The organism is Geoalkalibacter subterraneus (genome assembly GCF_000827125.1).
GTDB classification, from domain to species: domain Bacteria; phylum Desulfobacterota; class Desulfuromonadia; order Desulfuromonadales; family Geoalkalibacteraceae; genus Geoalkalibacter_A; species Geoalkalibacter_A subterraneus.
Window position 1 is genome coordinate 1,847,957 of sequence record NZ_CP010311.1, and the last position, 26,091, is coordinate 1,874,047.

Annotated in this window: 20 protein-coding genes and 1 tRNA gene; 19 read left to right on the top strand and 2 right to left on the bottom strand. The window is 57.9% G+C overall.

Features of this window, described 5'->3' with window-relative positions:
• Window positions 1–45 precede the first annotated feature (45 nt).
• From recC to recD, 3 genes are read left to right on the top strand one after another with little or no spacing between them, the layout of a single operon-like run.
• Complete coding sequence (gene recC, locus GSUB_RS08590; protein WP_040200291.1) at window positions 46–3,279, top strand: exodeoxyribonuclease V subunit gamma; 3,234 nt, start codon at window positions 46–48, stop codon at window positions 3,277–3,279.
• Complete coding sequence (gene recB, locus GSUB_RS08595; RefSeq protein WP_040200293.1) at window positions 3,276–6,896, top strand: exodeoxyribonuclease V subunit beta; 3,621 nt, start codon at window positions 3,276–3,278, stop codon at window positions 6,894–6,896. Before recC ends, recB begins: the two co-directional genes overlap by 4 nt.
• Window positions 6,893–8,767 (top strand): exodeoxyribonuclease V subunit alpha, encoded by a 1,875-nt coding sequence (gene recD, locus GSUB_RS08600; RefSeq protein ID WP_052464791.1) that lies wholly within the window; start codon window positions 6,893–6,895, stop codon window positions 8,765–8,767. The genes recB and recD overlap by 4 nt, the downstream gene beginning before the upstream one ends.
• A 55-nt stretch (window positions 8,768–8,822) precedes the next feature.
• On the opposite strand, the gene GSUB_RS08605 is transcribed toward recD, so the two are convergent.
• The gene (locus GSUB_RS08605; RefSeq protein WP_052464793.1) at window positions 8,823–10,190 is read right to left on the bottom strand and encodes an OmpP1/FadL family transporter; all 1,368 of its coding nucleotides are present in this window, start codon (window positions 10,188–10,190) and stop codon (window positions 8,823–8,825) included.
• A 226-nt stretch (window positions 10,191–10,416) separates the two neighbouring features.
• Here GSUB_RS08605 and GSUB_RS08610 point away from each other — a divergent pair, with 226 nt between their 5' ends.
• On the top strand, window positions 10,417–11,268 hold the full coding sequence (locus tag GSUB_RS08610) for an HDOD domain-containing protein (protein ID WP_040200295.1): 852 nt from the start codon (window positions 10,417–10,419) through the stop codon (window positions 11,266–11,268).
• Between the two features lie 105 nt (window positions 11,269–11,373).
• On the opposite strand, the gene GSUB_RS08615 is transcribed toward GSUB_RS08610, so the two are convergent.
• Window positions 11,374–12,396 carry an HD-GYP domain-containing protein gene (locus tag GSUB_RS08615; RefSeq protein ID WP_040200297.1) on the bottom strand — a complete coding sequence of 341 codons (1,023 nt, stop codon included), beginning with the start codon at window positions 12,394–12,396 and terminating at the stop codon, window positions 11,374–11,376.
• Window positions 12,397–12,607: 211 nt separating this feature from the next.
• Here GSUB_RS08615 and GSUB_RS08620 point away from each other — a divergent pair, with 211 nt between their 5' ends.
• From GSUB_RS08620 to GSUB_RS08690, 15 genes are all read left to right on the top strand, one after another.
• Window positions 12,608–13,408: a TlyA family RNA methyltransferase gene (locus tag GSUB_RS08620; RefSeq protein ID WP_052464797.1), complete on the top strand. Its 801-nt coding sequence runs from the start codon at window positions 12,608–12,610 to the stop codon at window positions 13,406–13,408.
• Window positions 13,408–14,181 (top strand): SAM-dependent methyltransferase, encoded by a 774-nt coding sequence (locus GSUB_RS08625; RefSeq protein ID WP_040200298.1) that lies wholly within the window; start codon window positions 13,408–13,410, stop codon window positions 14,179–14,181. The genes GSUB_RS08620 and GSUB_RS08625 overlap by 1 nt, the downstream gene beginning before the upstream one ends.
• A 174-nt stretch (window positions 14,182–14,355) precedes the next feature.
• Complete coding sequence (locus GSUB_RS08630; protein WP_040200299.1) at window positions 14,356–15,321, top strand: peptidase U32 family protein; 966 nt, start codon at window positions 14,356–14,358, stop codon at window positions 15,319–15,321.
• 11 nt (window positions 15,322–15,332) lie between these two features.
• Window positions 15,333–16,463 (top strand): metallophosphoesterase family protein, encoded by a 1,131-nt coding sequence (locus tag GSUB_RS08635; RefSeq protein WP_040200301.1) that lies wholly within the window; start codon window positions 15,333–15,335, stop codon window positions 16,461–16,463.
• A complete protein-coding gene (locus tag GSUB_RS08640; RefSeq protein WP_040200302.1) occupies window positions 16,460–18,679 on the top strand; it encodes an ATP-binding protein in 2,220 nt (739 codons plus the stop codon). Before GSUB_RS08635 ends, GSUB_RS08640 begins: the two co-directional genes overlap by 4 nt.
• Window positions 18,680–18,700: 21 nt before the next feature.
• Window positions 18,701–19,048, top strand: a complete 348-nt coding sequence (locus tag GSUB_RS08645; protein WP_040200304.1) for a histidine triad nucleotide-binding protein — start codon at window positions 18,701–18,703, stop codon at window positions 19,046–19,048.
• A gap of 154 nt (window positions 19,049–19,202) precedes the next feature.
• Window positions 19,203–20,507: an aminotransferase class I/II-fold pyridoxal phosphate-dependent enzyme gene (locus GSUB_RS08650; protein ID WP_040200305.1), complete on the top strand. Its 1,305-nt coding sequence runs from the start codon at window positions 19,203–19,205 to the stop codon at window positions 20,505–20,507.
• Window positions 20,508–20,786: 279 nt separating this feature from the next.
• Window positions 20,787–22,034: a tRNA nucleotidyltransferase/poly(A) polymerase-related protein gene (locus GSUB_RS18040; RefSeq protein WP_052464799.1), complete on the top strand. Its 1,248-nt coding sequence runs from the start codon at window positions 20,787–20,789 to the stop codon at window positions 22,032–22,034.
• Window positions 22,035–22,068: 34 nt separating this feature from the next.
• Window positions 22,069–22,143 (top strand) — tRNA-Gly (locus GSUB_RS08660).
• Window positions 22,144–22,385: 242 nt separating this feature from the next.
• On the top strand, window positions 22,386–22,613 hold the full coding sequence (vapB, locus tag GSUB_RS08665) for a type II toxin-antitoxin system antitoxin VapB (RefSeq protein WP_040200306.1): 228 nt from the start codon (window positions 22,386–22,388) through the stop codon (window positions 22,611–22,613).
• Window positions 22,610–23,011 carry a type II toxin-antitoxin system tRNA(fMet)-specific endonuclease VapC gene (gene vapC, locus GSUB_RS08670; RefSeq protein ID WP_040200308.1) on the top strand — a complete coding sequence of 134 codons (402 nt, stop codon included), beginning with the start codon at window positions 22,610–22,612 and terminating at the stop codon, window positions 23,009–23,011. The genes vapB and vapC overlap by 4 nt, the downstream gene beginning before the upstream one ends.
• A gap of 246 nt (window positions 23,012–23,257) precedes the next feature.
• Window positions 23,258–24,427 (top strand): Fic family protein, encoded by a 1,170-nt coding sequence (locus GSUB_RS08675; RefSeq protein ID WP_040202308.1) that lies wholly within the window; start codon window positions 23,258–23,260, stop codon window positions 24,425–24,427.
• 280 nt (window positions 24,428–24,707) lie between these two features.
• On the top strand, window positions 24,708–24,896 hold the full coding sequence (locus GSUB_RS08680; RefSeq protein WP_040200310.1) for a hypothetical protein: 189 nt from the start codon (window positions 24,708–24,710) through the stop codon (window positions 24,894–24,896).
• A 416-nt stretch (window positions 24,897–25,312) separates the two neighbouring features.
• Window positions 25,313–25,585 (top strand): YlcI/YnfO family protein, encoded by a 273-nt coding sequence (locus tag GSUB_RS08685; protein WP_040200311.1) that lies wholly within the window; start codon window positions 25,313–25,315, stop codon window positions 25,583–25,585.
• On the top strand, window positions 25,582–25,881 hold the full coding sequence (locus GSUB_RS08690; protein WP_040200313.1) for a type II toxin-antitoxin system RelE/ParE family toxin: 300 nt from the start codon (window positions 25,582–25,584) through the stop codon (window positions 25,879–25,881). The genes GSUB_RS08685 and GSUB_RS08690 overlap by 4 nt, the downstream gene beginning before the upstream one ends.
• The last annotated feature ends 210 nt before the right edge of the window (window positions 25,882–26,091 follow it).

The window sequence follows — 26,091 nt, forward strand, 5'->3', positions numbered from 1 at the left end:
ACCCCTCACTCCTGACGCCTCACCCCTCACGACCCACAGGTGCCCATGTCGCATTTTCGCCTCCATACCAGTAATCGCCTCGAAACCCTCTTCGACCGCCTGGCCGAAATTGTGGCGGTGCCGGCCGGCTCGCCGCTGACCCCGGAAGTGATCGTCGTGCAGAGCCGCGGCATGCAGCGCTGGCTGTCTCTGCGTCTGGCAGAGCGTTTCGGGGTGTGGAGCAACGACGAGAAAAGCTTTCCCTTCCCCAATGCGTTTATCTGGGATATCTTCCGTCGCCTTCTGCCCGAGCTGCCGCGCAGCAGCGCATTCGAGCCGGATACCCTGACCTGGCGCATCATGGCGGCCCTGCCGGAGTTGATCGAAGAGGGCGGATTCGATGCCCCCCGCCGATATTTCCGAAGCGGCAGCGACCCTCTCAAGCTGTACCAGTTCGCCCGGCGCATGGCCGATCTTTTTGATCAGTACACGGTTTATCGACCGGAAATGCTGCGTGCCTGGGAGCAGGGCGGCGGCGATGAGGACGAGCCCTGGCAGGCGGTTCTATGGCGCCGCCTGGCGGGAGAGGGTCGCCCGGCGCACAAAGGCGCGGTACTGGAGACTTTTCTGGAAATGGCCGAGTCGGGCGCTGTCGCACAGGAGCAGCTTCCTGCCCGGGTTGCCATTTTCGGCATTCCTTCGCTGCCCCCCATGCATCTGGCGGTCTTCCAGGCACTGGCGCATTACGTCGAAATCAACCTGTTTCTGCTCAATCCCTCCCGGGAGTACTGGGGGGATATCGTCTCCGCCAGGGAGGCGGTGAGGCGCAAGCGTCAGCTTTCTTTCGACGGGTTCATCGAGTCCGATCTTTATTTAAGCGCGGGCAATCCCCTGCTGGCTTCCCTGGGCGGGCTGGGACGGGATTTTTTCCGCATGCTGCTTGAAAATCTCGATTTCGAAGAGGAGCATTCCTGCTTCGGAGAACCCGTCGAGAACAGTCTCCTGCACGCCTTGCAGTCCGACATCCTCATGCTGCGGGAGCGTCCCGGCCGCAATGCTCCCCGGCTGACGATCGGCGCTGACGATCCTTCCGTGCGGATTCACTCCTGCCACAGCCCTCTGCGGGAGATGGAGATTCTGCACGATCAGCTGCTTGATCTCTTTAACCGCAATGCCGACCTGAAACCCAACGATATCGTGGTGATGATTCCGGACATCGAGACGTATGGGCCATATATCAGCGCTGTTTTCGAGGGGATGGGCGATGAGCGTCGCATCCCGTTCCGCATCGCCGACCGCGGCATGCGCGGGCAGAACGAGGCGGCGGATGCCTTTCTCAAGATTCTCGCTCTGCCCGGCGGACGCTGCGGCGCTGCCCAGGTGCTTGATATTCTGGAAGCGCCTGCGGTGCTGCATTCGGCAGGGATGACCGTTGGCGACCTCGATGTGGTGCGCGGCTGGGTGCGTGAAACGGGCATTCGCTGGGGGATCGACGCACAGGACCGGCAGCGGCAGGGCGTCCCCGCCTATGAGCAGAACAGCTGGCGCGCCGGCCTCGATCGCCTGCTGCTCGGTTATGCCTGCGGCGATGGGGATCGCCTGCTGGACGGGATTCTTCCCTTCGCCCCGGTTGAAGGAGGCCAGGCCCATCCGCTCGGTTCATTTGTCGATTACGCTGAAAAACTTTTCGCCGTCGCCGGCGATCTGCATAAGTTACGCTCTCCCGCGCAGTGGGCCGATTTTCTTGAAGAGGTGCTTGATCTCTTTTTTCAGCCCAGCCGTGATTTCGAGGAAGAGCTGGAAGCGCTGCGGCAGCAGGTGCGGCGGCTGCGTGAGCATGCCGGCGCGGCCCAGTACGAGACTGATATCCCGTTGGAGGTGGTGCGCAACTGCCTGGACGAGGCGCTGCAGCAGAGTGCGTCCGCGCATGGGTTTCTGGCCGGCGGGGTGACCTTCTGCGCTTTGCTGCCGATGCGCGCCATTCCGTTCCGAGTGGTGGTTCTTGCGGGAATGAACGACGGCGTTTTCCCACGCACGCCCCAGCCGGCAGGGTTCGATCTTATTGCGCGGCGGCCCCGGCCCGGGGATCGCTCGGTGCGCTCCGAGGACCGTTACCTCTTTCTCGAAGCTCTGGTCTCCGCGCGGGAACATCTGCTGATCTCCTACGTGGGGCAGAGCGTGCGTGACGGCAGTTCCCTTCCGCCCTCGGTGCTGGTCAGCGAGCTGCTCGATGTGATCGAGCGGGGCTTTCAACTGAAAGAGGGCCGCCTGCTCGATCAGCTGGTGGTTGAGCACCGGCTGCAGGCCTTTCATCCTGCCTATTTCGCCGAGAACAGCGGGTTATTCAGCTACTCGCGGGAAAATGCAGCCGCCCGTGTTGCGCGTTCCTCCGCCTCCCGCAGCCCGCAGTCGCTGGTCGGCGATCCCCTGGAAGTGACTGATGACACGAATGATGTTTCGGTGGACGACCTGGTTCGCTTCTTTCGTCACCCGACGCGCTTTTTCCTCGACCGCCGCCTGGGAATCAGGTTGGGGGAGGCGCAGGCGCCGCTGAACGAGCGTGAACCGCTGGAACTTGACGGACTCGAAAATTTCCGCCTGATGAATGCCCTGGTTGAAGATCATCTGGCCGAGCGGGCCCATGCCCACGATACGCGGTACTACCAGGCCCAGGGTGTGCTGCCGCCGGGCGCTGCCGGTGAAGCGCTGTTTGCCCGATGTTCCCGCCAGGCGCAGCAGTTTTCCGAACGGCTGCAGTCATGGCGAGACGAACAATCCCCCCGGCTCGACATCGAACTTAGTCTGGGCGGGTATCGTCTGCATGGGCGCCTGAATCCTGGCGGACGGGAGAGTCTTCTGCGTTGCCGCTTCGGCAGAATCCGCGGGGGCGACCTTCTGGAAGCGTGGATCTGTCATCTGATCATGGCGTGCTGCGGCAACGCGTGCGAAACCGTTCTTGTGGGGCGTGACGAAGGATGGCGAATTCCTCCGCCGGATGATGGGGTGACTCCGCTTGAAGCTTTGCTCAGCCTCTATGGAGAGGGCTGCCGCCGCCTGCTGCACTTCTACCCGGACAGCTCGCTTGCTTACGCAAAACAGATCCACAAGGGCAGTTCGCCCCCGCAGGCGCTCAGCTCCGCCGTCAAAGCATGGAAGGGCGGCTACCATGTGCCCGGCGAGGGGGATGACAACTGGCTGCGGTATGCCCTGCGAGACACGCCGCCGTTCGATGAAGACTTCGAATACCTGGCTGTTCAGATATTTCAGCCTCTGCTTGCGGTGCGGGAAAAACTGGCATGACACATCGACCGACTGCATTCGACCTTGAGAAAAGCCCGCTGCATGGCCGCAACCTGATCGAGGCCAGCGCCGGCACCGGCAAAACCTACACCCTGGCGGCGCTTTTCGTACGACTGATCCTCGAAAAAGGACTGCGCGTCGATCAGATCCTGGTGGTGACCTTCACCGAAGCCGCGACCGAAGAACTGCGCGACCGCGTCCGCAGGCGATTGCGTGAAGCCTGTGATGTTTTTGCCGACGCCTGTGACGACCCCGATCCGCTGCTCGCGCATCTGCACGGCATGAGCCGCAATCCAAAGCGCGACCTGGGGCGGCTGCAGGAGGCGCTGGTCAGTTTCGACCAGGCGGCTATTTTCACCATCCACGGATTCTGCCAGCGCACCCTGCAGGAGAAGGCCTTCGAGAGCGGGGCGCTGTTCAACACCGAACTGGTCACCGACCAGCAGAGCCTGCTGCGGGAGACGGTGGATGATTTCTGGCGGAATCAATTCATCGAAGCGGGGCCGCAGTGGGCCGCCTGGGCTCAGCGTCAGGGGGCGGCCCCCGGCGCGTTGTACCAATTCGCCCGGGATCATCATGCCTTCGATGCGCCTGAGATCATTCCGCCGCCACAACAAAGAACCGACGACGAAAGTGTTTTCGAAGCCGCCCGATGCTCTTTTGAACGGACCGCGGACACCTGGCGCGATCAGCGGGAATCGATCAGCGACCTGCTGATGAACAGTCCGGCTCTCAATCGGGGGAAGTACCGGTTAGACTGGCTGACAAACTGGATCGCTGATCTGGATCAGTATCTTGCCGGAGAAGATCTTTTTCCACCCCCTGAAAAGCTCGAAAAATTCTCACAGAGTATTATCCAAACTTCTGTAAAAAAAGGAGAATATCCTCTCCGGCATTCTTTCTTCGAGCAGGTGGAGGAACTCAGCGAAGCCCTGGATGATCTGCAGCAGTGTTGGCGGCAACGCCTGATCGAACTGCGCCGGGAGCTGCTGACTTTTGTCGACACTGAACTGCCGCGCCGCAAGCGTAAGCAGAACATCCGGGCTTTCGACGATCTGCTGCGGGATCTGCGCCAGGCCCTGTTAAAGGAGGGCGGCGATTATCTCGCCCGCACCCTGCGCATGCGCTATCCGGCGGCCCTGATCGATGAATTCCAGGATACCGATCCGGTGCAGTACGGCATTTTCCGCAGTATTTACCCCGACACATCGGCGCTGCTGTTTCTCATCGGCGACCCCAAGCAGGCGATCTACAGCTTTCGAGGCGCGGACATTTTCGCCTACCTTCAGGCGACCCACGAAATCGATCACCATTACACCCTCGACACCAACTACCGGTCCGACGGCCCCCTCGTTCAGGCGGTGCAGCACCTGTTTGCTCATCATCCCCGGCCTTTCTGGTTCGATCAGATCAGACTCACCGATGTCCACCCGGCGCCCGGTCGCGATGAACTGTCCCTCGTTCATCAGGGCGCGGCAGACAATGCCAGCCTGCACCTGTGGTTCATGCCCCGGGGGGCGGATGGCAAGCCTGTCGCGGTGGAGACCGCAGTGGAAAGGATCGCCGAATCGGTCGCTACCGAGATCGTCCGCCTGCTGGAGGAGGCGCGCGCCGATCGTCTGCTTCTCGACGGGCGAGAGGTGCGTCCCGGCGATATTGCCGTACTGACCCGCAAGAACGCGCAGGCTGCGCTGGTGCAGAAATGTCTGCGCGCCCGCGGGGTGCCCAGCGTCCTGCACGGCAGTGAGAGCCTGTTCGCATCTCACGAAATGGAGGAGTTGCGACTGGTGCTGGCGGCGGTGGCTGACCCGGTGCGCGACAGTGCCGTGCGTGCCGCCCTGGGGACGGAGATGCTTGGATTTGACGGCCGGGAGCTTGAACATCTCGCTGCGGATGAAGACGCCTGGAACGAACGCCTCGATCGTTTTGTAGCCGACCATGATGCCTGGGCGCGCCGCGGTTTTATCCTGATGGCCAACCGGATGCTGGCGCGTGAGGGTGTTCGCGAGCGGCTTCTGGCCTACCCGGATGGAGAGCGCCGGCTGACCAACCTGCTGCATGGCATCGAGCTGCTGCACAGGGTTGGCCTGGAGCGGCATCTGGGGATGGAAGGGGTGTTGAGCTGGCTTGACAACCAGCTTAACGAGAAGCCGACCCGCGAGGAATACCAGATGCGGCTGGAAACGGACGAAGAGGCCGTCAAACTCGTCACCATCCATCGCAGCAAGGGTTTGGAATATCCCATCGTCTTCTGCCCCTTCGCCTGGGAGCACTCCAGGCCGCGCTCCGACGACAGCCTGCTTTTTCACGACCAGAACAGCGGGCGTCTGACCCTGGATCTCGATCCGGAAAAAGAGGGCGAGCACTACCAGTGGACCCTGCAGGAAAACCTGGCTGAAAATCTACGGCTGATGTACGTGTCCGTGACCCGTGCCCGCAATCGCTGCTACCTGCTGTGGGGGGCGATCAACCAGAGTGAATCCTCGGCACCCGCCTACCTGTTTCACACCGCTGACCAGACAGAGGAGAGGGCGCTGGAAGAGCAGGTCCGGATGGTCAAGGGGATGGATGATGAAGAGATGCGCCGACACTTGGAGAAACTGGTGGCAGGCAGCGGCGGCAATCTGACCCTGACCGATCTGCCGCAACCGGACGAGCGTTCATGGCAGGCGCCGCCCGCAGAAGGAGGTTCGCCGAATTGTCGCGAATTCAGGGGAGAAATCCCCCTGGACTGGCGTATTGCCAGTTTCTCTTCGCTGGTGGCGGGGCAGGGCGAAGAGCGCCTTCTCCCCGATCGCGACCCGCTGGTGCTGAGCGCGCCGGAAACGGGCGAGGAGGATGAAGAACCGGCCGGGGGACGCTTCGACGATATCCTTTATTTCCCTCGCGGAGCCAGACCTGGCAGCTGCCTGCACGAAATCTTCGAGGAGATCGACTTCACCCGCCCCGATGACGGTGTGACGCGGGACGTGATCGATCGCAAGCTGCGCCTGTTCGGTTTCGATCCGCAATGGGGGGATGCTGTACATGCCATGGTCCGCCGCGTGCTGGGGGCCGAGCTGCCGGGGGACTTCGGCACGGTCTGCCTGGGCTCCCTGTCCGCCGGGGATCGCCTGGCCGAGATGGAATTTCATTTCCCCGCAGGGCGGGTATCCGCTCCAGGTCTGCGGCAGGTGTTCGCTTCCGGCGATCTCAATGTGGAGGCGGTCAGCGGTCCCCTGTTCGGGGGGCTTGAGTTCGCACCGGTGCAGGGCTTTATCAAAGGGTACATCGACCTGGTGTTTGTTCACGACGGGCGTTACTACCTGGTGGACTGGAAGTCCAATCATCTGGGCAACCGCCGCGTCCACTATCACCCCGGGGCCCTGCGCCGCACTATGGTTCGCGATCATTACCTGCTGCAGTACCATCTTTACAGCGTCGCCCTGCACCGCCTGCTGCGCGCGCGCCTGCCCGGCTATGAGTACGACCGGCATTTCGGCGGGGTCTATTACCTGTTCCTGCGGGGCGTTGCGCCGGAGGAGATGCCCGGCGCCGGAGTCTATTACGATCGTCCGAGCCCGCGCCTGCTGACGGCTTTGGATGGCTTTTTAAGGGAAGGGGAGAAGCTGACATGAAAAATGATACCGTTTTCTCTTCCCTCTCACCCATGAGCCGTCGCTTTGCTGAATTTATCTGCCGTCTGGCCGCAGATGAGTCGCCGAAACTGGTATGGGCGGCAGCGCTGCTGTGCCGCGCGGCGGAGCAGGGGCATGTCTGTCTCGACCTGGACCATGCGCAAAGCCTGGTCCCGCATCTGGAGGAAGAGGGCGAAGATTCTCCCGGCCTGAGCCTGCCCGAGGTCGCTTCCTGGACTCGCACCCTGGGGGAGACTTCGGTGGTGGGCGACCCGGGAACAGATCGACCGCTGATACTCTCGGACCGGCGCTTGTACCTGCAGAGATTCTGGAACCAGGAGGAATCGCTGTGCCGGGAGATCCGGAAGAGGGCGGCGGAGCCTGTGGCACCTGCAGATGTGGAGCTTGTGCGCGACGGGGTTCGTCGGCTGTTCGGAAGCAGCAGCCTGGAGATCGACTGGCAGCGGGTTGCCGCCGTCACGGCGTTGACGCATCGCTTCTGCGTCATCTCCGGCGGTCCCGGCACAGGAAAAACCTCCACAGTGGTCAAGATTCTGGCCCTGCTGCTGGAGCAGAATCCGTCTTCCCTGCGAATCGCCCTGGCGGCTCCCACCGGCAAGGCCGCTGCCCGCCTGGCTGAATCCATTGGTGCCGCACGCGATCGGCTCGATGTCCCCGCAGAGATCCGTGACGCGATTCCGACAGAGGCGTTGACCCTTCACCGTCTGCTGGGACGTTCCGCCCGCAAGCGGGGCTTTGTCCACGATGCGGAAAACCCCCTCGACTGTGACCTTGTGGTCGTGGATGAAGCCTCCATGGTGGATCTGCCGCTGATGGCGGCTCTTTTTGCGGCATTGCCGCCTCATGCCCGGCTGATTTTACTGGGGGACCGTGACCAGTTGGCATCGGTGGAGGCCGGAGCGGTGCTGGCCAATATCTGCGGCCCGTCGCGAGAGGCCGCCTATTCACCGCCTCATGTGGACAGGGTCTCAGCTTTGGCCGGGGATAAACTTCCCGCTGCTTCCGTTTCGAACCTGAGCGACTCGGTCGTTTTTCTGCGCAGAAGTTATCGTTTCAGTGACGACAGCGGCATCGGTGCGCTGGCGCGCGCCGTCAACGGCGGCGATGCGCAGGTGGCGCTCAGGTTGTTGGCTGAGCCTGAACAGGAGGATCTCAATTGGGAGGATCTGCCTCCTGCCGAGCAGATGGCCGAAGTGTTCGAGCCGCTGATCGACGAAGCGTTCCGCCCCTACCTATCCGCGTCCTCTGCCGTCGAGGCGCTGGCCCGGTTCGATCAGTTCCGTTTTCTTTGCGCCTTGCGCCGCGGGCCCTGGGGGGTGGAAGGACTTAACCGGTTGACCCAGGCGGCGCTGGCGCGCCGGAGGCTTATCGTGCCGCGCCATGAATTTTATCGCGGACGCCCCATTCTGATCACCGGCAATGACTATCGTCTGGGACTGTTCAACGGAGATGTCGGCCTGATCTGGCCGGATGATGAGGCAGGAGGGGCCTTGCGGGCTTTTTTCCCGCGACAGGGCGGGCCGCCGCGCGCCTTGTCGCCGCAGCGGCTGCCTGCCCACGAAACGGTGTACGCCATGACGGTGCACAAAAGCCAGGGCAGCGAATTCGACCGTGTGCTTCTCCTGCTCCCCGACCGCCACAGCGAACTGCTGACCCGCGAGCTGCTCTACACCGCCATCACCCGCGCCCGGCACAGCGTAACGATTCGCGGTACGCGCGAGGTCTTTGAAAAGACCGTTGATGCGCGGGTCCATCGGCATACGGGGTTGATGGAGAAGTTGTGGGGAGGCGGAGAAGTGCGGGACGAGGGACGCGGAACGCAGGACGCGAAAGACGAAAGAAGGCTTTAGGCTGAGGGCTTAAGGCATGGGGCAACCCAAAGCCCCAAGCCCAAAGCCTTATTTTTTAAAACGTGTACGTGGCGGACAAGGTTACAATATCGATATCGTTCTCATAATCGGCGTCGAGGTTGCCGCGGAAGGTATCGTTGGTGGGGGTCGCTTCCAGTTCGATCGAGGAATCCTCCACCCAGATATGGGTGTAGCCTGCGTCGAATCCCCAGGAGTCATTCAGCTTGTAATGCCCGCCGAGTGCCAGCCAGGTCCGGTCTGTGGCAGGAATGCGGGGGGTGCGGGTACGGTCGGGAATCGGGGTTTCGTCGTGGGCGACGCCGATGCGCAAGGCGTATTTTTCTGAAGGTTTCCAGGTCAGACCCAGGGCGTAGAACCAGCTGTCATTCCAGTCTTCGATGGTGACGTTGTCCTCTTCGGCCGGGTTGTCGAACTGCACGCGCAGTTCATCGAAGCGGCTCCAGCGGGTCAGCGTGGCATCAGCCATGACGGCCCAGCGGGGGGTGATTTCGTGATACAGACCGATGGAGACTGTTTCCGGCGTGGTAAGATCGGCGGTGATGCGTGAATCGACAAAGCGCCCGGTTGCCTGACTGAGCGCAGCGCCCACCCCGTCATTGTCCAGTCTGAAATCGATATCGCCGCGCAGATTATGATGCACCTTGGAGCGATAGGCGAGGCCGATTCTTGTCCCTTCTCGAGGTTCGATCATTAAACCCAGGTTGTAGCCGAAGCCCCAGTCATCGCCCTCCATCTTGGCGTAGCCGTCATGGCCGGCCGGAGTTGCATCAGGAAGCTCGATATCTTTTCCATCGGCTTGGGCCTTGGCTTTAGCCGCCATGGCGATGGTGCCGAAATCAATGGCGTTGGTCAGTTCAGCTTCGGCATACTGAGCCTGGAATCCGAAAGCAAGGGTCACCTTTTCGTTGGCTTTCCAGGCCAGCACCGGATTGATGTTCATGGTCTGCAGTCGTGAGTTCACCGCGTGGTAGCGTCCGATCCAGTCCCTGTCGTAATTGGTCTCCAGGCCGTAAGGGACAGTAACGGCCAAACCGAAGCGCCACTCATCGGTCAGCGCCCAGGACACATAGCCCGCCGGCAGCACCACATTTTTGGCCGCATCGCCTTCACTGCTGTTCCCTCCGATAGGCGTCCCGAGAATGGTGGTTGCAGTCCCGTCCTTCATCTCCGACGAAGGCGCGATGTAGCTGCCGACTACACTGAGTTGGTTGCCCTCGAGCTGCCCGAGGGCGGCGGGATTGAAAAACATGTAGCTGACGTCTTCCGCGGCGGCGGTCGCGCCGGCGAAAGCATTGCCCAGCGCCGAGGCGCTCTGCTCCTTCAGTGCAAACCCGGCGGAAAATGCTGGTTGCGCCATGACGATAAAAAAAGTCGAAACCAGAAAAACGAACAGAGTGCGCATGGGTGAAGACCTCCAGAAGGATAAATTAAAAATTCTGAAACTCAAAATATCGGCACAAAATAGCTATATTGATTATTCATTTCAAGTTTTTTGTAAAACGTCGGTTTGGATTTTTCCGCTCAGGAAATTTTTTGAAAGATTGCCGGAACAAAAAATTCCCACTCTCAACGAAAATTTGTTACCCTTGATTTGTCGGTTTCAATTTTTTGCAAGGTGAACTCAATCCATGAGCACAGATTTTCAAAGAGTCGTAAATTCCGTTGGCGATCTTCCTCCCATGCCTGCGGTTGCGGTCAAGTTGATCGAGCTGCTGCAGGATCCCAATGCCTCCGCCGGGAGGCTCGCCCGCACCATTGCCCATGACCCCGCACTCTCTGCGCGGGTTCTCAAAATCGCCAACTCTTCCTTTTATTCCATGAAGCGTCAGGTGCGGACCCTTGAGAGCGCGATTGTCGTCATGGGTGAAAAAACCCTGCGCAGCCTGGTGCTGGCCGCCAGCCTCAAGGGGATGAACAAGAGTTTCGGCCTGCTGGAAAAGATGCTGTGGGAGGATTCCATCGGCTGCGCGATCGGAGCAAGAATTATTGCCCAGCACATGGAAGAGGTGGATACGGAAGAAGCCTTCGTCGCCGGCCTGTTCAGACACCTGGGCAAAGTGGTCCTGAATTACAGCCATCCTCAGGAATTCCAGTCTTTGATGCAGGCCGTTTACAACGGCGAAGGTTCGCTTCTTGATCTGGAGGGAATATACTTCCCCTATTCACACGCATTGGTGGGCGCTGCGGTGCTTAACAAGTGGAATTTCTCCGATGGATTGGTCCAGTCCGCGCTGCATCATGCCGACCTGGATATTGATGCCGAGGAGGAACCTGCAATCCTGCATCTGGCGGCTGTTGTCAATGTGGCCGGATGCCTGTGCCAGAGGCTGGGGATCGGGCAGCGCGAGCCCGCCCCGCATCTTGACGTTGCCGAGTCCAAAGGGGCACTGATCCTGGAATTCAGCAGTCGTTACCTGGAAGAGATCGAGAAAGAGATCGGCAGGACTTTTTCTGAAAACCGGGAATATTTTCTGGGGTAGATTCACTGCGGGGTTTTTCGGAGGAAAAGTCGAGATGTTTTGAATTTCTCAGAAGGGATCTGTCTAAAGCAAGGGGCCATGCGCCCCTTTTTTTATTAAATTGGTTCAGAATCTGAAAAGTTTGAGGAAATGGGTGAAAAGCTGCTGGTCGATATCGGCCAGGATGTGATTTTTCATCAACTTCAAGGCATCGAAAGTGCTTTTGCGGGTATGGTAGGGACGGTCTGAAGTCAGGGCTTCATACACATCGGCCAGGCGGCAGATTCGGGCATAGGGGTGGATGTCCCTGGCTCCCCGCCCATTGGGATAGCCGGTGCCGTCATCTTTTTCATGATGCTCCAGGATGATGATACGTGCCTCGTCGGTCATGTGTCCGGTCTGCTCAAGCAGCTCATACCCCAGCTGGGGGTGTGTCTGCATCACTTCCCATTCCTGCTGGTCGAGCTTTCCCGGTTTGTTGAGGATCTTCAACGGAACTTTACATTTCCCCAGATCGTGAAGAAAAAATCCCGCTGATAATTTGTGCAGGTCGTGATCGGCGCTATCGCCATACAAGATCTTTGTCAGGGCAATGCTGAAGATGCCGACATTGGTGCAATGGGTGTAGGTGCTCACGTCATGTGCCGTCAATTGAACCAGGCAGCGAGTCGCACGGTCGTCGTGTACGATCAGGTCGACTGCCGGCTCAAGCATCTCATGGGCCTGGGTGATAAAGCTGGCGCGGGGGTCAGTGTACACCTTGGACATGATATCGCGACATGCCGAATGTACAAAATGGGCTTTGGTTTCCGACGGGCAGTTCGGGTCACGCACCACCATCGACAGCGCATCTTTGAGGTAGTGATAAAAGATTTCGGAATCTTCTTCCCGGATATAGAGCTCTTCAACGCCGCTATCGAGCATATTCTGGCGGTCCCGGGGTGAAAACGCCAGTCCCTTGCGGGCAAAAAGCGTGTAGCGCGACGTCAGGCGGATCTTGAGATAGAGGTCGCAGGGCGCGGTGAGTTCCGGGTGCAGACAATGCAGGTCTATAGGGCGAAATGTTTCCGCCTCATCATTCTCATCCTGTTTCAGTGCAAGATGATGAAGGATATGTTTCGGATGAGGATTTTGGACGAGATAATTCATACCAGCATGTCACGATGAGGATTGGCGTGAGAAGGAAATTGCTGCCAGATACGTGCCATTATAGCACTTTCCAGCCGAACTTCAGACTGCTCATGCTCAACGGGCCGGGCTGCCAATCCCTCTCAGAAATGCTTTGCCCGCCTGCGACAGCCATGTTAATCTTTTGTGCTCCGTGAAGGTTAAACTTGCTACCCCTTAATTGCCTTTAATAATGTCACAAAAACAAAGACTTGACAAGCTCCTTGTGGAGCGCGGACTGATTTCTTCACGACAAAGGGCGCAGGGCCTGATCCTGGCAGGACAGGTTCTGGTCAATGACCGTGTCGTGGACAAGGTCGGAGCCGGGGTTGCCTTGGAGGCCGAAGTGCGGATCAAGGGCGAGCCTCTGCCCTACGTGTCCCGTGGCGGGCTTAAACTTGCTGCAGCACTCGATACTTTCGCCATCGATGTAAAAGACCGCATTGCCATCGATGTTGGAGCCTCGACCGGAGGATTTACCGATTGCCTGCTGCAGCGCGGCGCCACGAAAGTTTATGCCGTCGATGTCGGTTATGGACAGCTTGCCTGGAGCCTGCGGCAGGACTCCCGGGTGGTCAACCTCGAACGCACCAATATTCGCGAGCTTTCTGCCGATGCGCTTGCCGAGAAACCTGATTTGGCGGTTATCGACGCGTCGTTTATTTCGCTGGAAAAAGTGCTGCCGCCCACCCTGGCGCTGCTGGCGCCTGAGGCACGTCTGGTGGCGCTGATCAAACCCCAGTTCGAAGTCGGAAAAGGGCAGGTGGGCAAGGGAGGCGTTGTGCGCGATCCCAACCGGCACGAGGCTGTGATCGAAAAGATCAGCCAGTTTGCCCATTCCCTGGGGTGTGCTGTGAAAGGTGTCTGCCCAAGTCCGATCCTGGGGCCCAAGGGCAACCGTGAATTTCTCATTTATCTGCAGGTGGGCGCTGCGCCGAATGACGCTGTCTCCTGTGAGATGGGCGAAATGCCGAATCCTGTCGAGAGTGATTGATGATGGTGAATAAAGTTTATTTTATCGGCGCCGGACCCGGCGACCCCGAAATGCTGACCCTTGCAGGTGCCCGTGCTCTCTCGCACTGCGGGGTGGTGTTTGCCGCCACCCCTTATGAGCAAACCTTTGCGGAGCATCTGGCAGGCAAACAGGTTCTGGTGCCGTTCGATTATTATTTCGACGAACTTCTGGAGCGCATTGACGGTTTCCTCAACGAAAGCGACGTCGCTTTTCTCATCCCGGGCGATCTGACTTTCTATTCCCCTTTCCAGGGGCTGGTCGATGCACTGGGAGAGCGCTGCGAGGTCATTCCAGGGGTCGGAACAGCCAATGCGGCCTCAGCGCGTCTGAAGAGAACCCTCGATCTGCCCGGGGTCTGCAAGAGCGCCGTCATCGTTTCGCCCCGCACGCTGGGGGATCGTCCCGGAGATCCCACCCTGGCCGATTTCGCCCGTCCCGGCACGACCCTGCTGATCTACATGAACAATATGCCGCTGTCCGATCTCGTTGCGGAGCTGCGCGGAGGATATGGCAGCGACGTGGGCATCGCCCTGATCCACCGCCTCGGACTGCCGGGTGAGGAGATCGTAGAGGGATTACTGAGCGACATCGAAGGCAAGGTGGGGGAGCGCGATTTTTTCAATCTCAGCGCAAAGACCAAACGGCCGGCTTTGACCCTGGTGATTGTCGGGGAGTCGCTGATTGCCCATGAAGACGGCACCTGGTGGGATCACCGGCGTGAACACATCTGGCGTTACCGCGACAACGAATAAAAGCTGATGGCGTCGCAAAAACTCACCAACTGCTGCGTTGCTGCAATCGCTCTCTCTGCTTCGACGTACGATGGTACGCCTCATTGTTCGTCAATCGCGCGCCTTGCATTTGGCGCTTTTTGCTTAGCCATCCACAGTGATGCTTTATTACGAAAGCATCATAAAAGTTGAACCATGGCGATGAAAGTCATCTCCCCTATCGACAATGCCGCAGAAGCGGATGCCCTTTTACGGGCCGGCGCCGACGAACTCTACGGCGGTTTCGTGCCAGCCGAGTGGAAGGAGAAATTCGGACAACTGGCATCGATCAATCAACGCACTTTTGCCGGTGCGCAGATCGAGCGCTTTGAAGATCTTTCAGAAATTGTCGCCAGAGCCCATGACCGAAGGTGCACCTTCAGCCTGACGCTCAATGCCCCTTTCTATGATGACGACATGCTGCCGATGCTGCTCGAGCATGTCGCCCTGGTCGAAAGGCTCGGCATCGATGGCATCATTCTGGCTGATCTCGGCCTGCTGCGCGCACTCAGGCCCCTTTATCCCCACATGGAATTTCATGCAAGCACCCTTGCGCACCTCAGCAATTCAGAAGCCGTCAGGTTTTACGCTCGCCAGGGGATTGACCGGGTGGTGCTGCCGCGCCATCTGCCGACTGCCGAAATCAGCCAGATTGTGGAAGCCGTGCCCGATGTTGTTTTCGATGCATTCATGCTGGTCGGGAAATGCCCCAACACCGAGGGGCTGTGCACTTTTCATCACGGCGCGCCGGACAAGATCTGGCCCTGCGAGATTCCGTATTCACTCACCCCTCTTCAGCCGCCCGCATCGCCGGAATTGATCGCGGCAATGGAGCGGCAGGCTTCCTGGTCACGCACCGACCGCCGCCACGGGTGCGGACTGTGTGCGCTCCCAGCCCTGGAGCGTGCCGGAATCTCCGGTGTTAAACTGGTGGGGCGTGGGGCTCCGCCCGCCCTCAAAGCGAACAATATCCGCCTGGTGAGAAGATTCATGGACGACTTTCAGGCCATGACGGATGAGAGTGAATTCCGACGTCTGGCACGCGAGGCTCACGAGAAACATTTCGGAGCCGCCTGTTCAACCAATGTTTGTTACTACCCCGAATTTTACGAGGCCGAATAAGGGTTTCTTTTATGATACGAGTTCTGCATACCGCTGATCTTCACCTGGGTGCTCCCCTTAAGCAGCTCGGAGCTTCCCAGGAAACGCGCAGAGAAGATTTCTGCCGAACCTTTGAACGCCTACTGACACTGGCAATCAAGAACGAAGTCCACCTGTTCCTGGTCGCCGGCGACCTGTTTGACCATCCCCGCCCGGATACCGGATTGATCGGTCGTGTTCAGGCCGGGTTCAAGCGCCTTTCCGAGCGGGGCATCACGCCGGTGCTTATTCCCGGCACCCACGACAATGTGGTCTCCGCGGACAGCGTCTACCGTCGGCATGAATTCCCCGGTGCGCTTGTGCTGCAGGATCCCGTTGTGGATGAGCCTGTCCGAATCACCGTGCGGGGACAGGATGTCTTCCTCTACGGGTTCGCCTACCGCAGCAGCGCTTCGGAAGGGGCTCTGGTTAGCATGCAGCGACGCTGCGAAGAGGGGATTCACATCGGCCTGCTTCATGGCTCCCGCGAAGGCAGCCCCGAGTGGGATTACCGCAAAAAGGACCTTCCTTTTACCCTGCCGCTGCTTAAAACCTGGGACCTCGATTACGTCGCCCTCGGCCATTACCACAACTTCGACCTGCTCAGCGATGACAAGCGTGCGTGGGCCTGCTACCCAGGCTCTCCGGAAGGCAAGCGTTTCGGTGAGAACGGCCCCCGCTATTCTGTCCTGGCGAATATTTCACCCCGCCAGGTCGAGGTGGAGAAGATCGAATGCCAGAGCAGGGTGCTCGAAGACCGGACCCTGGATCTTTCCGGGTGCTCAGACGAGCAGGACGCGGCGGATGTGATCGCGAAGCTGGCCGACAGGGATCTGCTGCTGCGGCTGACGCTTTCCGGCATGGTCGAGGCTCCTTTCGATCTCGGTCGGCTGCAGGGGTTGACGACCCACCATTTTTTCTATCTTGAACTGCATGACCGCACCCGCCTGTTCGACAGCGCTTTTGCGCGCCGCATAGAAGACGAGAATACCGTCCGCGGCCTTTTCGTCAGGCGCGCGAGGGAGTGCATGGCGAAAGCGACAGAGACTGAAGGCGATGTCGTGGAGCAGGCGTTCCGCGAAGTGCTGGTCCGCTTTCATGCCTTTGGCGGAGGTGAATCATGATTCTGCGCAGCCTTGAACTCCGCCATTTCGGAAAATTCAGCGAGAAAAGTGTCGATTTCCGGCGTGGCCTCAACCTGGTGATCGGCCCCAACGAAGCCGGTAAATCGACCCTCATCGAAGCCATCCCCGCAGCCCTGTTCGGAATGCGCGACAAGGAGCGTTTCCGTCCGTGGGGCAAGCAGGGCTCGCCCGGAGTCGCTCTCTCTCTCGAAGGCCGCAGCCACACGGTGCGGATCGAACGCGACCTGACCAGCGACCGTGTCGTGCTGGCCGAGCGTGACGACCTCTACCACAACCTCTACCGATTCGAAGGGAAGGCCTCGCCACAGGGACGCTCCTCCGAGCGGGAGGAATACCTGGAACAGCTCAGCCGCCTGTTCGGCATCGCCGACGAGGATATCTTCCGCGCCTCGCTCTTTTTCGGGCAGGGCAGTCTCGAAGTCAGCGGGCAGGGCGGCATGGCTGCAAAAATCAAGACCCTGCTGTCGGGATTTGTCGAGGTGGACTACGACAAGGTTCTGCAGTCGCTTCAGGAGGATTACTTCTCCCTCACGCGGGAGAACCCCTGGGGACGCGACAAGAACCGCGACCGCGAACTTGAGGAGATCCGCCAGCGGCAGCAGGAATTGCAGGAGAAGTGGACCCGCGAGCAGGACGACGTGGAAAAGCTCGAAGCAATGCGCGCCGAGATCGCCGAACTTAAAGACGGGATCGATGCAGGGCGCAGCGATTATGAAAAAGGCGAGCGCTACCTTTCCTGGGTGCGGCAGCAGCATGACCTGGAGGAGAAAGCCGAAAGGCTGCGCAAGGACCTTGCCCGCTTCGAGCAGCAGCACGACAAGGTCAGTGACCTGCTGGAAAAGCGCGACAACATCGAAAAGGAATTCGCCGCTGTCGGCCTGCCCCGCCAGATCCCTGAAAAGCTGCCGCGCCTGCTGGAAGAAAGCGAGGAGGTTCGCCAGGAACTGGTCCGGGTTCAGTCGGAGACGGTTGCTCTGCGCGACAGGCTGGTACGCATGCCTGCGCCCAGGTGGAAATGGCGTGCCGGCGCAACTGCAGGCCTGCTGGGGGCTGTTGTAGGCGGTTATTTCTATCTTCCCGAATGGTTTCCGCCCATTGCGACAATTGCCCTGGTTGGCGGAGTCTGCATCTGGGCGCCTTTCCTGTCCAACCTCCTGCGCTTCCGCTCTGCAATGAGCAACCTGAAAGGGCAGGGGAAAATCCTGGAGCAAAGCCGGGTTGAGGCCCAGGAGCGTTTGGCGGAAATCGACGGGCAGTTCGAGGCGATGGGGATAAGGTCATCAGCGGTCGAACGGGTCAAGATGCAGCGCAACCTGGTGCGCCATCGAGAGCTGATCGATACCCTGCGCGAAGTGGAAAGCGCTCTCGGGGTGCTTGATACGCCGGATGCCCTGCAGGAAGAAAAACAGAGCGCCGAGCAGGAACTGGCCGAGGTGGAGGAGAGCCTTGAGAAGGAACGCCCCAAATACGGCCAGTCGCTGATGGCGCGCGAAGATCTGCCGGAAGCCGAAAAGAAACTGCGTGAACTCGGCGAAGAGCTGCAGCAGAAGGAGAAGCGCCTGCTGGAGCTGACCCGCAGCGAAGCCGCCATGCAGGGTGCCCTTGCCGACTTGGAGCATCTTCAGGAAGAACTTGAGCAGTTGCGGGAACGGGAGAAGACGCTGACCTTTCGTGCGCAGTCGTTGAAGCTCGGGTTCGATCTGCTCGATGAGGCCGTGACCGAGTTCCGCCAGTCCTATCTGCAGAATTTTGCCGCCGATATCGGTCATTATCTTTCCAAGACCACGGCGGGCCGTTATGCCGAAGCGCGTCTTGATGACGACTTCAACCTCTTCATCAAAACCCGCTCCGGCCAGTGGCAGCCGGTGGAGTCGTTCAGCCGCGGCACGGCCGACGCGGTCTATTTTTCCGTGCGGCTGGCTCTGACCCGGCATCTGTCGCGCGGGCGCAATCTGCCGTTTCTCCTCGACGATCCGCTGGTCAACCTAGATGCCACACGGCTTTCCGAAGCGTTCGATACCCTGGAAAAGATCAGTGCCGAGCATCAGGTGATCCTGCTCTCTCACGACGAACGGCTGCTCAAGCGTGCAGCCCGGGATCGCTGGCATGTGGTGACGCTGGATAAGATCAAAGCCGCCCAGGTGAATGAATCACCTGAGAAGAAAGAGGAACTGCAGCAGCTGTTTCTGCTGTGACCGCAGAGAAAGGAGTGCGATATGAGTGAAGATTGCCTTTTCTGTAAAATCGCCGCCGGAGAGATCCAGGCCAAAGAGGTCTACCGTGACGATCAGGTGGTTGCCTTCGAGGACATCAATCCCCAGGCGCCTTTTCATTTCCTGATCGTCCCCCTCAAACACATCCGCACCACCCTCGACCTGACCACCGCCGACGACGACTTGATCGGCCATATCTACCAGGTGGCCGGCAAAATCGCCCACGATCTGGACTTTTCCGAAGACGGGTTCCGGGTGGTCAACAACTGCAATGAAGGCGCCGGTCAGTCGGTGTGGCACCTCCATTTTCATCTGCTCGGCGGACGCGATCTGACCTGGCCTCCGGGTTGATTTCTGTGTATACCAGCCATCTTCAAGTATACAAATCGATAGCCGTTGACAGCCTTTAGTGATCCTGATTTAATACCGGGCTGAACTGATCGAAAACACTCAAGCCGCGCCTGTTGCGGCGCTTATTCTTTTCACCTTTTTCTGGGAGGAATTCATGAATCCTTTGGCCGCTGAACTCAACGAAATGCTCAGCCAGCACAATGCCAATGTGCTTGAATCACTGTCCGATCTTGGGAAAAACCTGTTTTTCCCCAAGGGAATTTTGACTCAGTCGGCCGAAGCCAAGGAAAAGGCGCACAAGTTCAACGCCACCATCGGGATCGCCACCGAGAAGAACGGTCCCATGTATCTGCCCTGCATCCACGAAAAGCTCTCCGCTTTCGATCCCAAGGATATCTTCCCCTACGCGCCGCCGGCCGGCAAGCCTGAGCTGCGCCAGTTGTGGCGCGACAAGATGCTGGAGGAAAACCCGAGCCTGCAGGGCAAGCATTTCAGCATGCCTGTTGTGACCAATGCCCTGACTCACGGGCTGTCTATCGTAGCCGACCTGTTCATGGATCCAGGCGATCACGTCGTTTCTCCCGACATGATGTGGGGCAACTACAACCTGACCTTTGCCACCCGTCGCGGGGCGATTGTCAAGAAGTTCCCGACCTTCACCGTGGCCGGCGGCTTTGATGTCGATGCCTTCAAAGCCGTTCTGAGAAACAGCGCGGAAGAGAAGGGTAAGGCGGTTGTGCTGCTCAACTTCCCCAACAACCCCAGCGGCTACACCCCGACGGTGGAAGAGGGCGACGCCATTGTGGCCGCCATCAAGGAAGTGGCCGAAGGCGGCTGCAACGTAGTTGCGGTGACCGACGACGCCTATTTCGGGCTGTTCTACGAGGACTCCCTCAAGGAATCGCTGTTCGGCAAGCTGGCCAACATGCACCCGCGGGTGCTGGCGGTGAAACTCGACGGCGCTACCAAGGAAGAGTACGTGTGGGGCTTCCGCACCGGCTTCATCACTTTCGCCGATGGTCACGAGTACGAGAACTCCCCGGTTATGACCGCGCTCGAGAAAAAGACGCTGGGCATCATCCGCGCCACCATCTCCAACTGCCCCCATCCGTCGCAGACCTTCGTCATCGAAGCGCTCAAATCCTCCAAGTTCAAGGCGGAGAAAGAGCAGAAGTTCAAGGTGATGAAAGGGCGCGCTCTGAAAGTCAAAGAGGTGCTCGATTCAGGCAAGTACGACAAGGCCTGGGAATATTATCCCTTCAACTCCGGCTACTTCATGTGCCTGAAGCTCAAGAACGTCGACGCGGAGAAGCTGCGCGTGCATCTGCTCGACAAGTACGGCGTCGGCACCATCTCCATCGGCAAGACCGATCTGCGGATTGCCTTCTCCTGCATCGAGGAGAAAGACATCGCCGAGCTGTTCGACCTGATCTACAAGGCCGTCGAGGATCTGTCCTGACCTGAATCATTTTGAGTCCAAAAAGGCCCGCTTCGGCGGGCCTTTTTTTGAACCTTTGAAACTGTTCAGCGTGGGATCGCATCTCCCATGACAAGGGACACTTTTCGCCATCCCTGGCCGTTTGATTGGCGCCCTCCCTGGCGCCAAACACCCTTGACATGGGAGATGCGATCCCGCGAGGTTAATAGAGATAAAAATTTTTTCTCCGTGAAAAATTTAAAGTCTTTTCTCAGAAAACATTCCCTAATATCTGAATTCAGAAAGGTTATTCCTGAAGGATTGGAATGTTTTCTGGTCGGCGGGGCGGTGCGCGATCTGCTGCTCGAAAAGTCTCCCTGCGATTTCGATCTCATCACTCCCGGGGACCCGACCGACCTGGCGCAAGACTGGGCCAAGCATTGCGGAGGGCGCTGGTTCTGGCTCGATGAATCGCGCAGACAGAGCCGGGTGGTTCTGCGCCGCGAAGACCGCCAGTGGTTTTTCGATTTCGCCCCCTATCGCGCGGCCAGCCTGGAGGCGGATCTGTCTGAGCGTGACTTCACCATCAACGCCATGGCAGTCGCGCTTGCTCCTTCCTCTGAAGATCATGAATCCATCTATGATCCTTGTCATGGCCGCGAAGACCTTGCAAAGGGAATTCTTCGTACCTGTTCCGCTGAATCCTTTCAACAGGATCCCTTGCGGGTGGTGCGCGCCGCGCGTTTTGCCTCCTGTCTAGGTTTGACGATGGATGCGGCTTCCGCAGATCTCGCCGCCGAATCTGCCCCAAAGCTACAAGCGATCGCACCGGAAAGAATCAAGACCGAACTTTTCACGCTTGTTTCATGCGAAAACCCCGTCACTGGGCTGCGCATTCTTGGCCGGGTCGGCGCGATAGAGGTCATTTTTCAGGCAAACATTGACAGCGTTCAGTGTGAGCAGGCGCTGGCCCGGGTTGAACATCTGGACCGCCATCTGGTTGAGCATAGCGCTTTGGCGAAGCAATCCCTGAGTGAAGCGGTTGAATCGGGTCTGACGCGCCAGGGGTTGCTGCGGCTTGCTGCGCTGCTCCAGAAATTGATCTCTGCGGATCAGGTCCCGCATCTCGCACGATCCCTGGCGTTCTCCATCGCCACCGGCATCCGTCTGCAGTCACTGCTGCGGTTGAATGCCGAGCAGTTCGGGAATGATCTGCTGACCAGAGTGGCCGGCACACCTCGTGCCTTGGCTCTCTGGGCATCTACGCTAGGCCGGGATGCGCGAGACGCGCTGTTGTGGATGCATTTTCGATGCAGCGATCATGCAGATATCCGGCATCGCCTTGAAGAGGTCTGGCACGCCTGGGACCATCTGGCAGAAGACAATCGAATTCTCCCGTTGCTTGACGGTCACCAGGTGAGCGAGATGCTGCCCGAAGGGAAGGGCAGAGAGGTGGGCGAGCTGCTTGACGCCCTTAAACAGGCCGAGATCGAAGGCCGAATCGAAAACGCTGAAGATGCGCGAAATTTCTTGAAATTGCAGGTTCAAAAAGAGATTGACAAAGACTAGCCGCGTTCCTATAATCCGGTTCCACGTCAACAATGCGGGAATAACTCAGTGGTAGAGTGTCAGCTTCCCAAGCTGAAGGTCGCGGGTTCGAATCCCGTTTCCCGCTCCAATACACAAAACAAAGGGGTTAGGCTTTTCGGCCTGACCCCTTTGTTGTTCACGCTCAACAATTTTCAACCCACCCACTAATCCCCTCAGCAAAAACGGACCTTGGCTAAGCGTTTAACAGGATGCCTCCTGGTGTTGGACGGGATCATGTCGAAAGGATGGGCAAGTACGGGCTACTCGGCTTGACATTCAATCCTGCGGAGTATATATATTTAATATATATTCACATTGGGGAGACCGATCATGAAAAAAGCAAAAATTTTCCAGAATGGCCAAAGCCAGGCGGTTCGGTTACCTAAGGAGTTTCGCTTTAACGACAAAGAGGTTTATATAAAAAAAACCGGACATGTCGTCCACCTCATTCCGAAAACTGATTCATGGGATATCCTCTTTGACAGCCTGAAGAAGTTTTCCAAGGATTTTATGGCGGAGCGGGTCCAGCCTGAGCAAGACAGGCGGGAGAACTTCTGATGTTGATGCTGGATACCAATATTTGCATTTACATCATCAAGCAGAGGCCGCCGGAAGTGCTCAAGCGATTCCTTGAGTATCAGGTCGGTGACATTGCCATCTCTACGATCACGCTGGCTGAATTGCGCTATGGCGTTGCTAAAAGTCACTATCCAGACAAGAATACCCAAGCTCTCGATGATTTCATTCTTCCCTTGGAGATCCTTCCTTTCGATGAAGAAGCGACACGATCCTATGGCGAAATCCGAGCCTCGCTGGAAAAAGCGGGGACGCCGATCGGATCCATGGACCTGCTGATTGCCGCCCATGCCGTTTCGCAGGGCGTGACTTTAGTGACAAACAACTCCAGGGAATTCGAGCGGGTTCCTGGACTGAAAGCTGTCAACTGGGCCGTTTAACTAGAGGATTGTAACAGAAATGAATGCTGATGCCCTGCTGTTGATATTTTATGTGTTGTTGAGTATTACGCCTCCCTATATCGATAAAGCAACATCTCTTTTCCGAATTATCTAAACGAACTAACCGCACGGGACACTAGCGAATCCGGGAAATCCGCTTGATTTATCCTTCCCCAACTCTTATTTTATGAATTATGGTTTTCCTAAAATAAAGACGAATCTTATTTTATGTTGGAGGCAGGCAGGGTGAAGCGTGAACTTCAAGGCAGATACGTGCCCATATCGACGGTGGGTGAGAAGGCCCAGGCCTTTGTCCCCGCGCCACTGCCACCGCGGCCGCCCATTGACTGGACCCCGGAGCTCCGAAGCAAGTTCGATCAGGCACTGCTGGCACTCGGGCGGCTGGACAGCGTCTCGACCCTGCTGCCGGACACCTCGCTGTTCCTCTACATGTACGTGCGAAAAGAAGCGGTGCTCTCCTCCATGATTGAGGGGACCCGGTCCTCGCTGTCAGATCTGCTGCTGTTCGAGCTGGATCAGGAGCCCGGCGTGCCTCTGGATGACGTGCGAGAGGTCAGCAACTATGTCGCCGCCCTCGACCATGGACTGCGTCGATTAGAAGAAGGGCTACCGTTGTCGCTACGGTTGTTGCGGGAGATCCACGACGTTTTACTGGCCAACGGCCGGGGCAGCGGTCAGACCCCGGGAGAGTTTCGCCGCAGCCAGAACTGGATCGGTGGCACCCGACCGGGGAATGCGGCCTTTGTTCCGCCTCCAGCCGAAGAGGTTCTGGGGTGCATGGGTCAGCTTGAATTCTTCCTCCATGACCAGCCGGAGCCGACTCCGGTATTGCTCAAGGCGGCGTTGGCCCATGTACAGTTCGAGACGATCCACCCATTTCTGGATGGTAATGGCCGTCTGGGACGTCTGCTGATCACGCTGCTGTTATGCGAGCAGAAGGTGCTGCGAGAACCGATGCTCTACCTCAGCCTCTACTTCAAGACACATCGCCAGTATTACTACGAGCTGCTCAACAACGTGCGTATGACCGGCGACTGGGAAGCCTGGCTCGATTTTTTTGCCGAGGCGGTCATCGTAACGGCCTCCCAGGCAGTGGAAACGGCCCAGCAGCTTCTCGACTTGTCAAGCCAGGATCGTGACAAGATCAGTGGCCTTGGCCGAGCGGCGGCATCCACTCTGCAGGTCCATCGGGCACTCATGGAACATCCCATCGCCACCTCGGCCTCGCTGGTAAAAAAAACCGGCATCACCCCGGCAACGGTCAACCGTGCGCTCGCCCACCTGGAGCAGCTCGGCATCGTGAAGGAGCTGACCGCCCAGAAGCGTAACCGTCTTTTCAGCTATGCAGGGTATATCGAGATCATGAGTCGCGGCACAGAGCTGCCGGACAGATAGGCCAAATTTTGACAAATCAATAATTGACAGCGACCAGGGCATGAGCTAGGTTAAGGTTAATTTAATTTTGTGGGTGACTTTCAGCAAAGGGGTCCCCCGGGGTCGGACCAAGGCAACTCACCGATTTCTATAAACAATCATCCAAATAATGGGCATCATTTTGCGCTATAGGCCGATTTTAGGCGGTAAAATTGACCCCATTGAGTTTAGGGCGGGCCGACCCTGGTTTGGCCGCTCAGAAAAATCCACCTCTTGAAATCAAATCTACAGGAGACATTTCATGGAAAACCGTCAGGAAGTTGTTGTCACCGACATCAAAATGCCTTTTATGTCGATGGTCGTATTTATGATCAAATGGGCGATTGCCTCGATTCCGGCTTTCATGCTTCTTTCGATTCTGTTTAGCATTTTTGCCATGATCTTTGGCGGTTTTATGGGTGGTTTTCATCATATGGGGCGAGGGTTTTAAAGCAATGCTCGATATCCCCCCGGATGCCCCCGCGGTCGGACCGAAATCGCCAGCTGTGTTCCGCAGGAGTGGTCAAAAAGACGGTGACTTGTCGGACTGCGGAAGACGCATCAACCGTTCACTTCGCCAGACACGGACAATGCTGATACTTTGCGGGTCGCGGCGGTAAATGTGAGCTAAGAGGGTCAGGCTTGACAAGTGGGCAATACGATAGTCCTCGAATGAATTCCGCGACACAATACCCATTTCCGTATGCGTATTACGATGAAATCGACCACCTGTTCCTAAGGCCGTCCACCCGTTCCGAGGTAAACAATCCAACACTCGGAGCACAGCGACACCGGGATAGTCCGGGCTTGCGTTCACCTACAAAACATTTTAGAATGTATTACAAATGCAACGCAAGGAGTCAGCGCATGAAAACAGCCACATTGCCACCCCTTCGGGTTGACCCAGAACTGCGCCGTGAGGCCGAAAGTGTTTTGCAAAACGGTGAAACCTTGTCGAGTTTCATGGAAAAATCTCTACGTTCCAGTATAGAGCACCGAAAAATGCAGCAGGAGTTCATCGCCAGGGGCTTGGCTTCACGCGATGAAGCACGAAAAACCGGAGAGTATTTCGCGGCCAAGGATGTCCTGGATGAAATGAGCGACATGCTTGCCCAGGCCGAGGCTAAAGCCCGCAAGTGAGTTATAAAGTACGCTATACCAAGGCTGCCAGGGAAGATCTCCTGCGTCTCTATGATTTTCTCTTGGGAAAGGACCTTCAGGCCGCACGCAGAGCTCTTGAGGCCATTCGGAAGGGAATAGTTTTTCTGCAGGATTTTCCTTTCACCTGTCGCAAGGCGACCCCTGAAAATCCTTTTTTACGGGAGATGATAATTTCTTTTGGTGCCGGTGGGTATGTCGTTCTCTTTGAGATCGAGGATGAAAAAACAGTGACCATCCTTGCCGTCCGTCATCAACGCGAAGAAGATTACCACTAATATTGATAGATCCGTCAGCGGCTTTCGCAGTGTCGCCGGGTCGGTCCTGCCCAAGCGTTTATAGTTAAATATACTGTTCCCGTAATTGCTCAAATTTGCACGGAGAAACCGTATGAAAGCATTTTCAGCCCTAATAATTGTCGGCTCATTGCTGATTTTGTTGAGCAGTTGCAGCAGTGTTCCTCCAACTGAACAGCTCGGTCTGCGCTC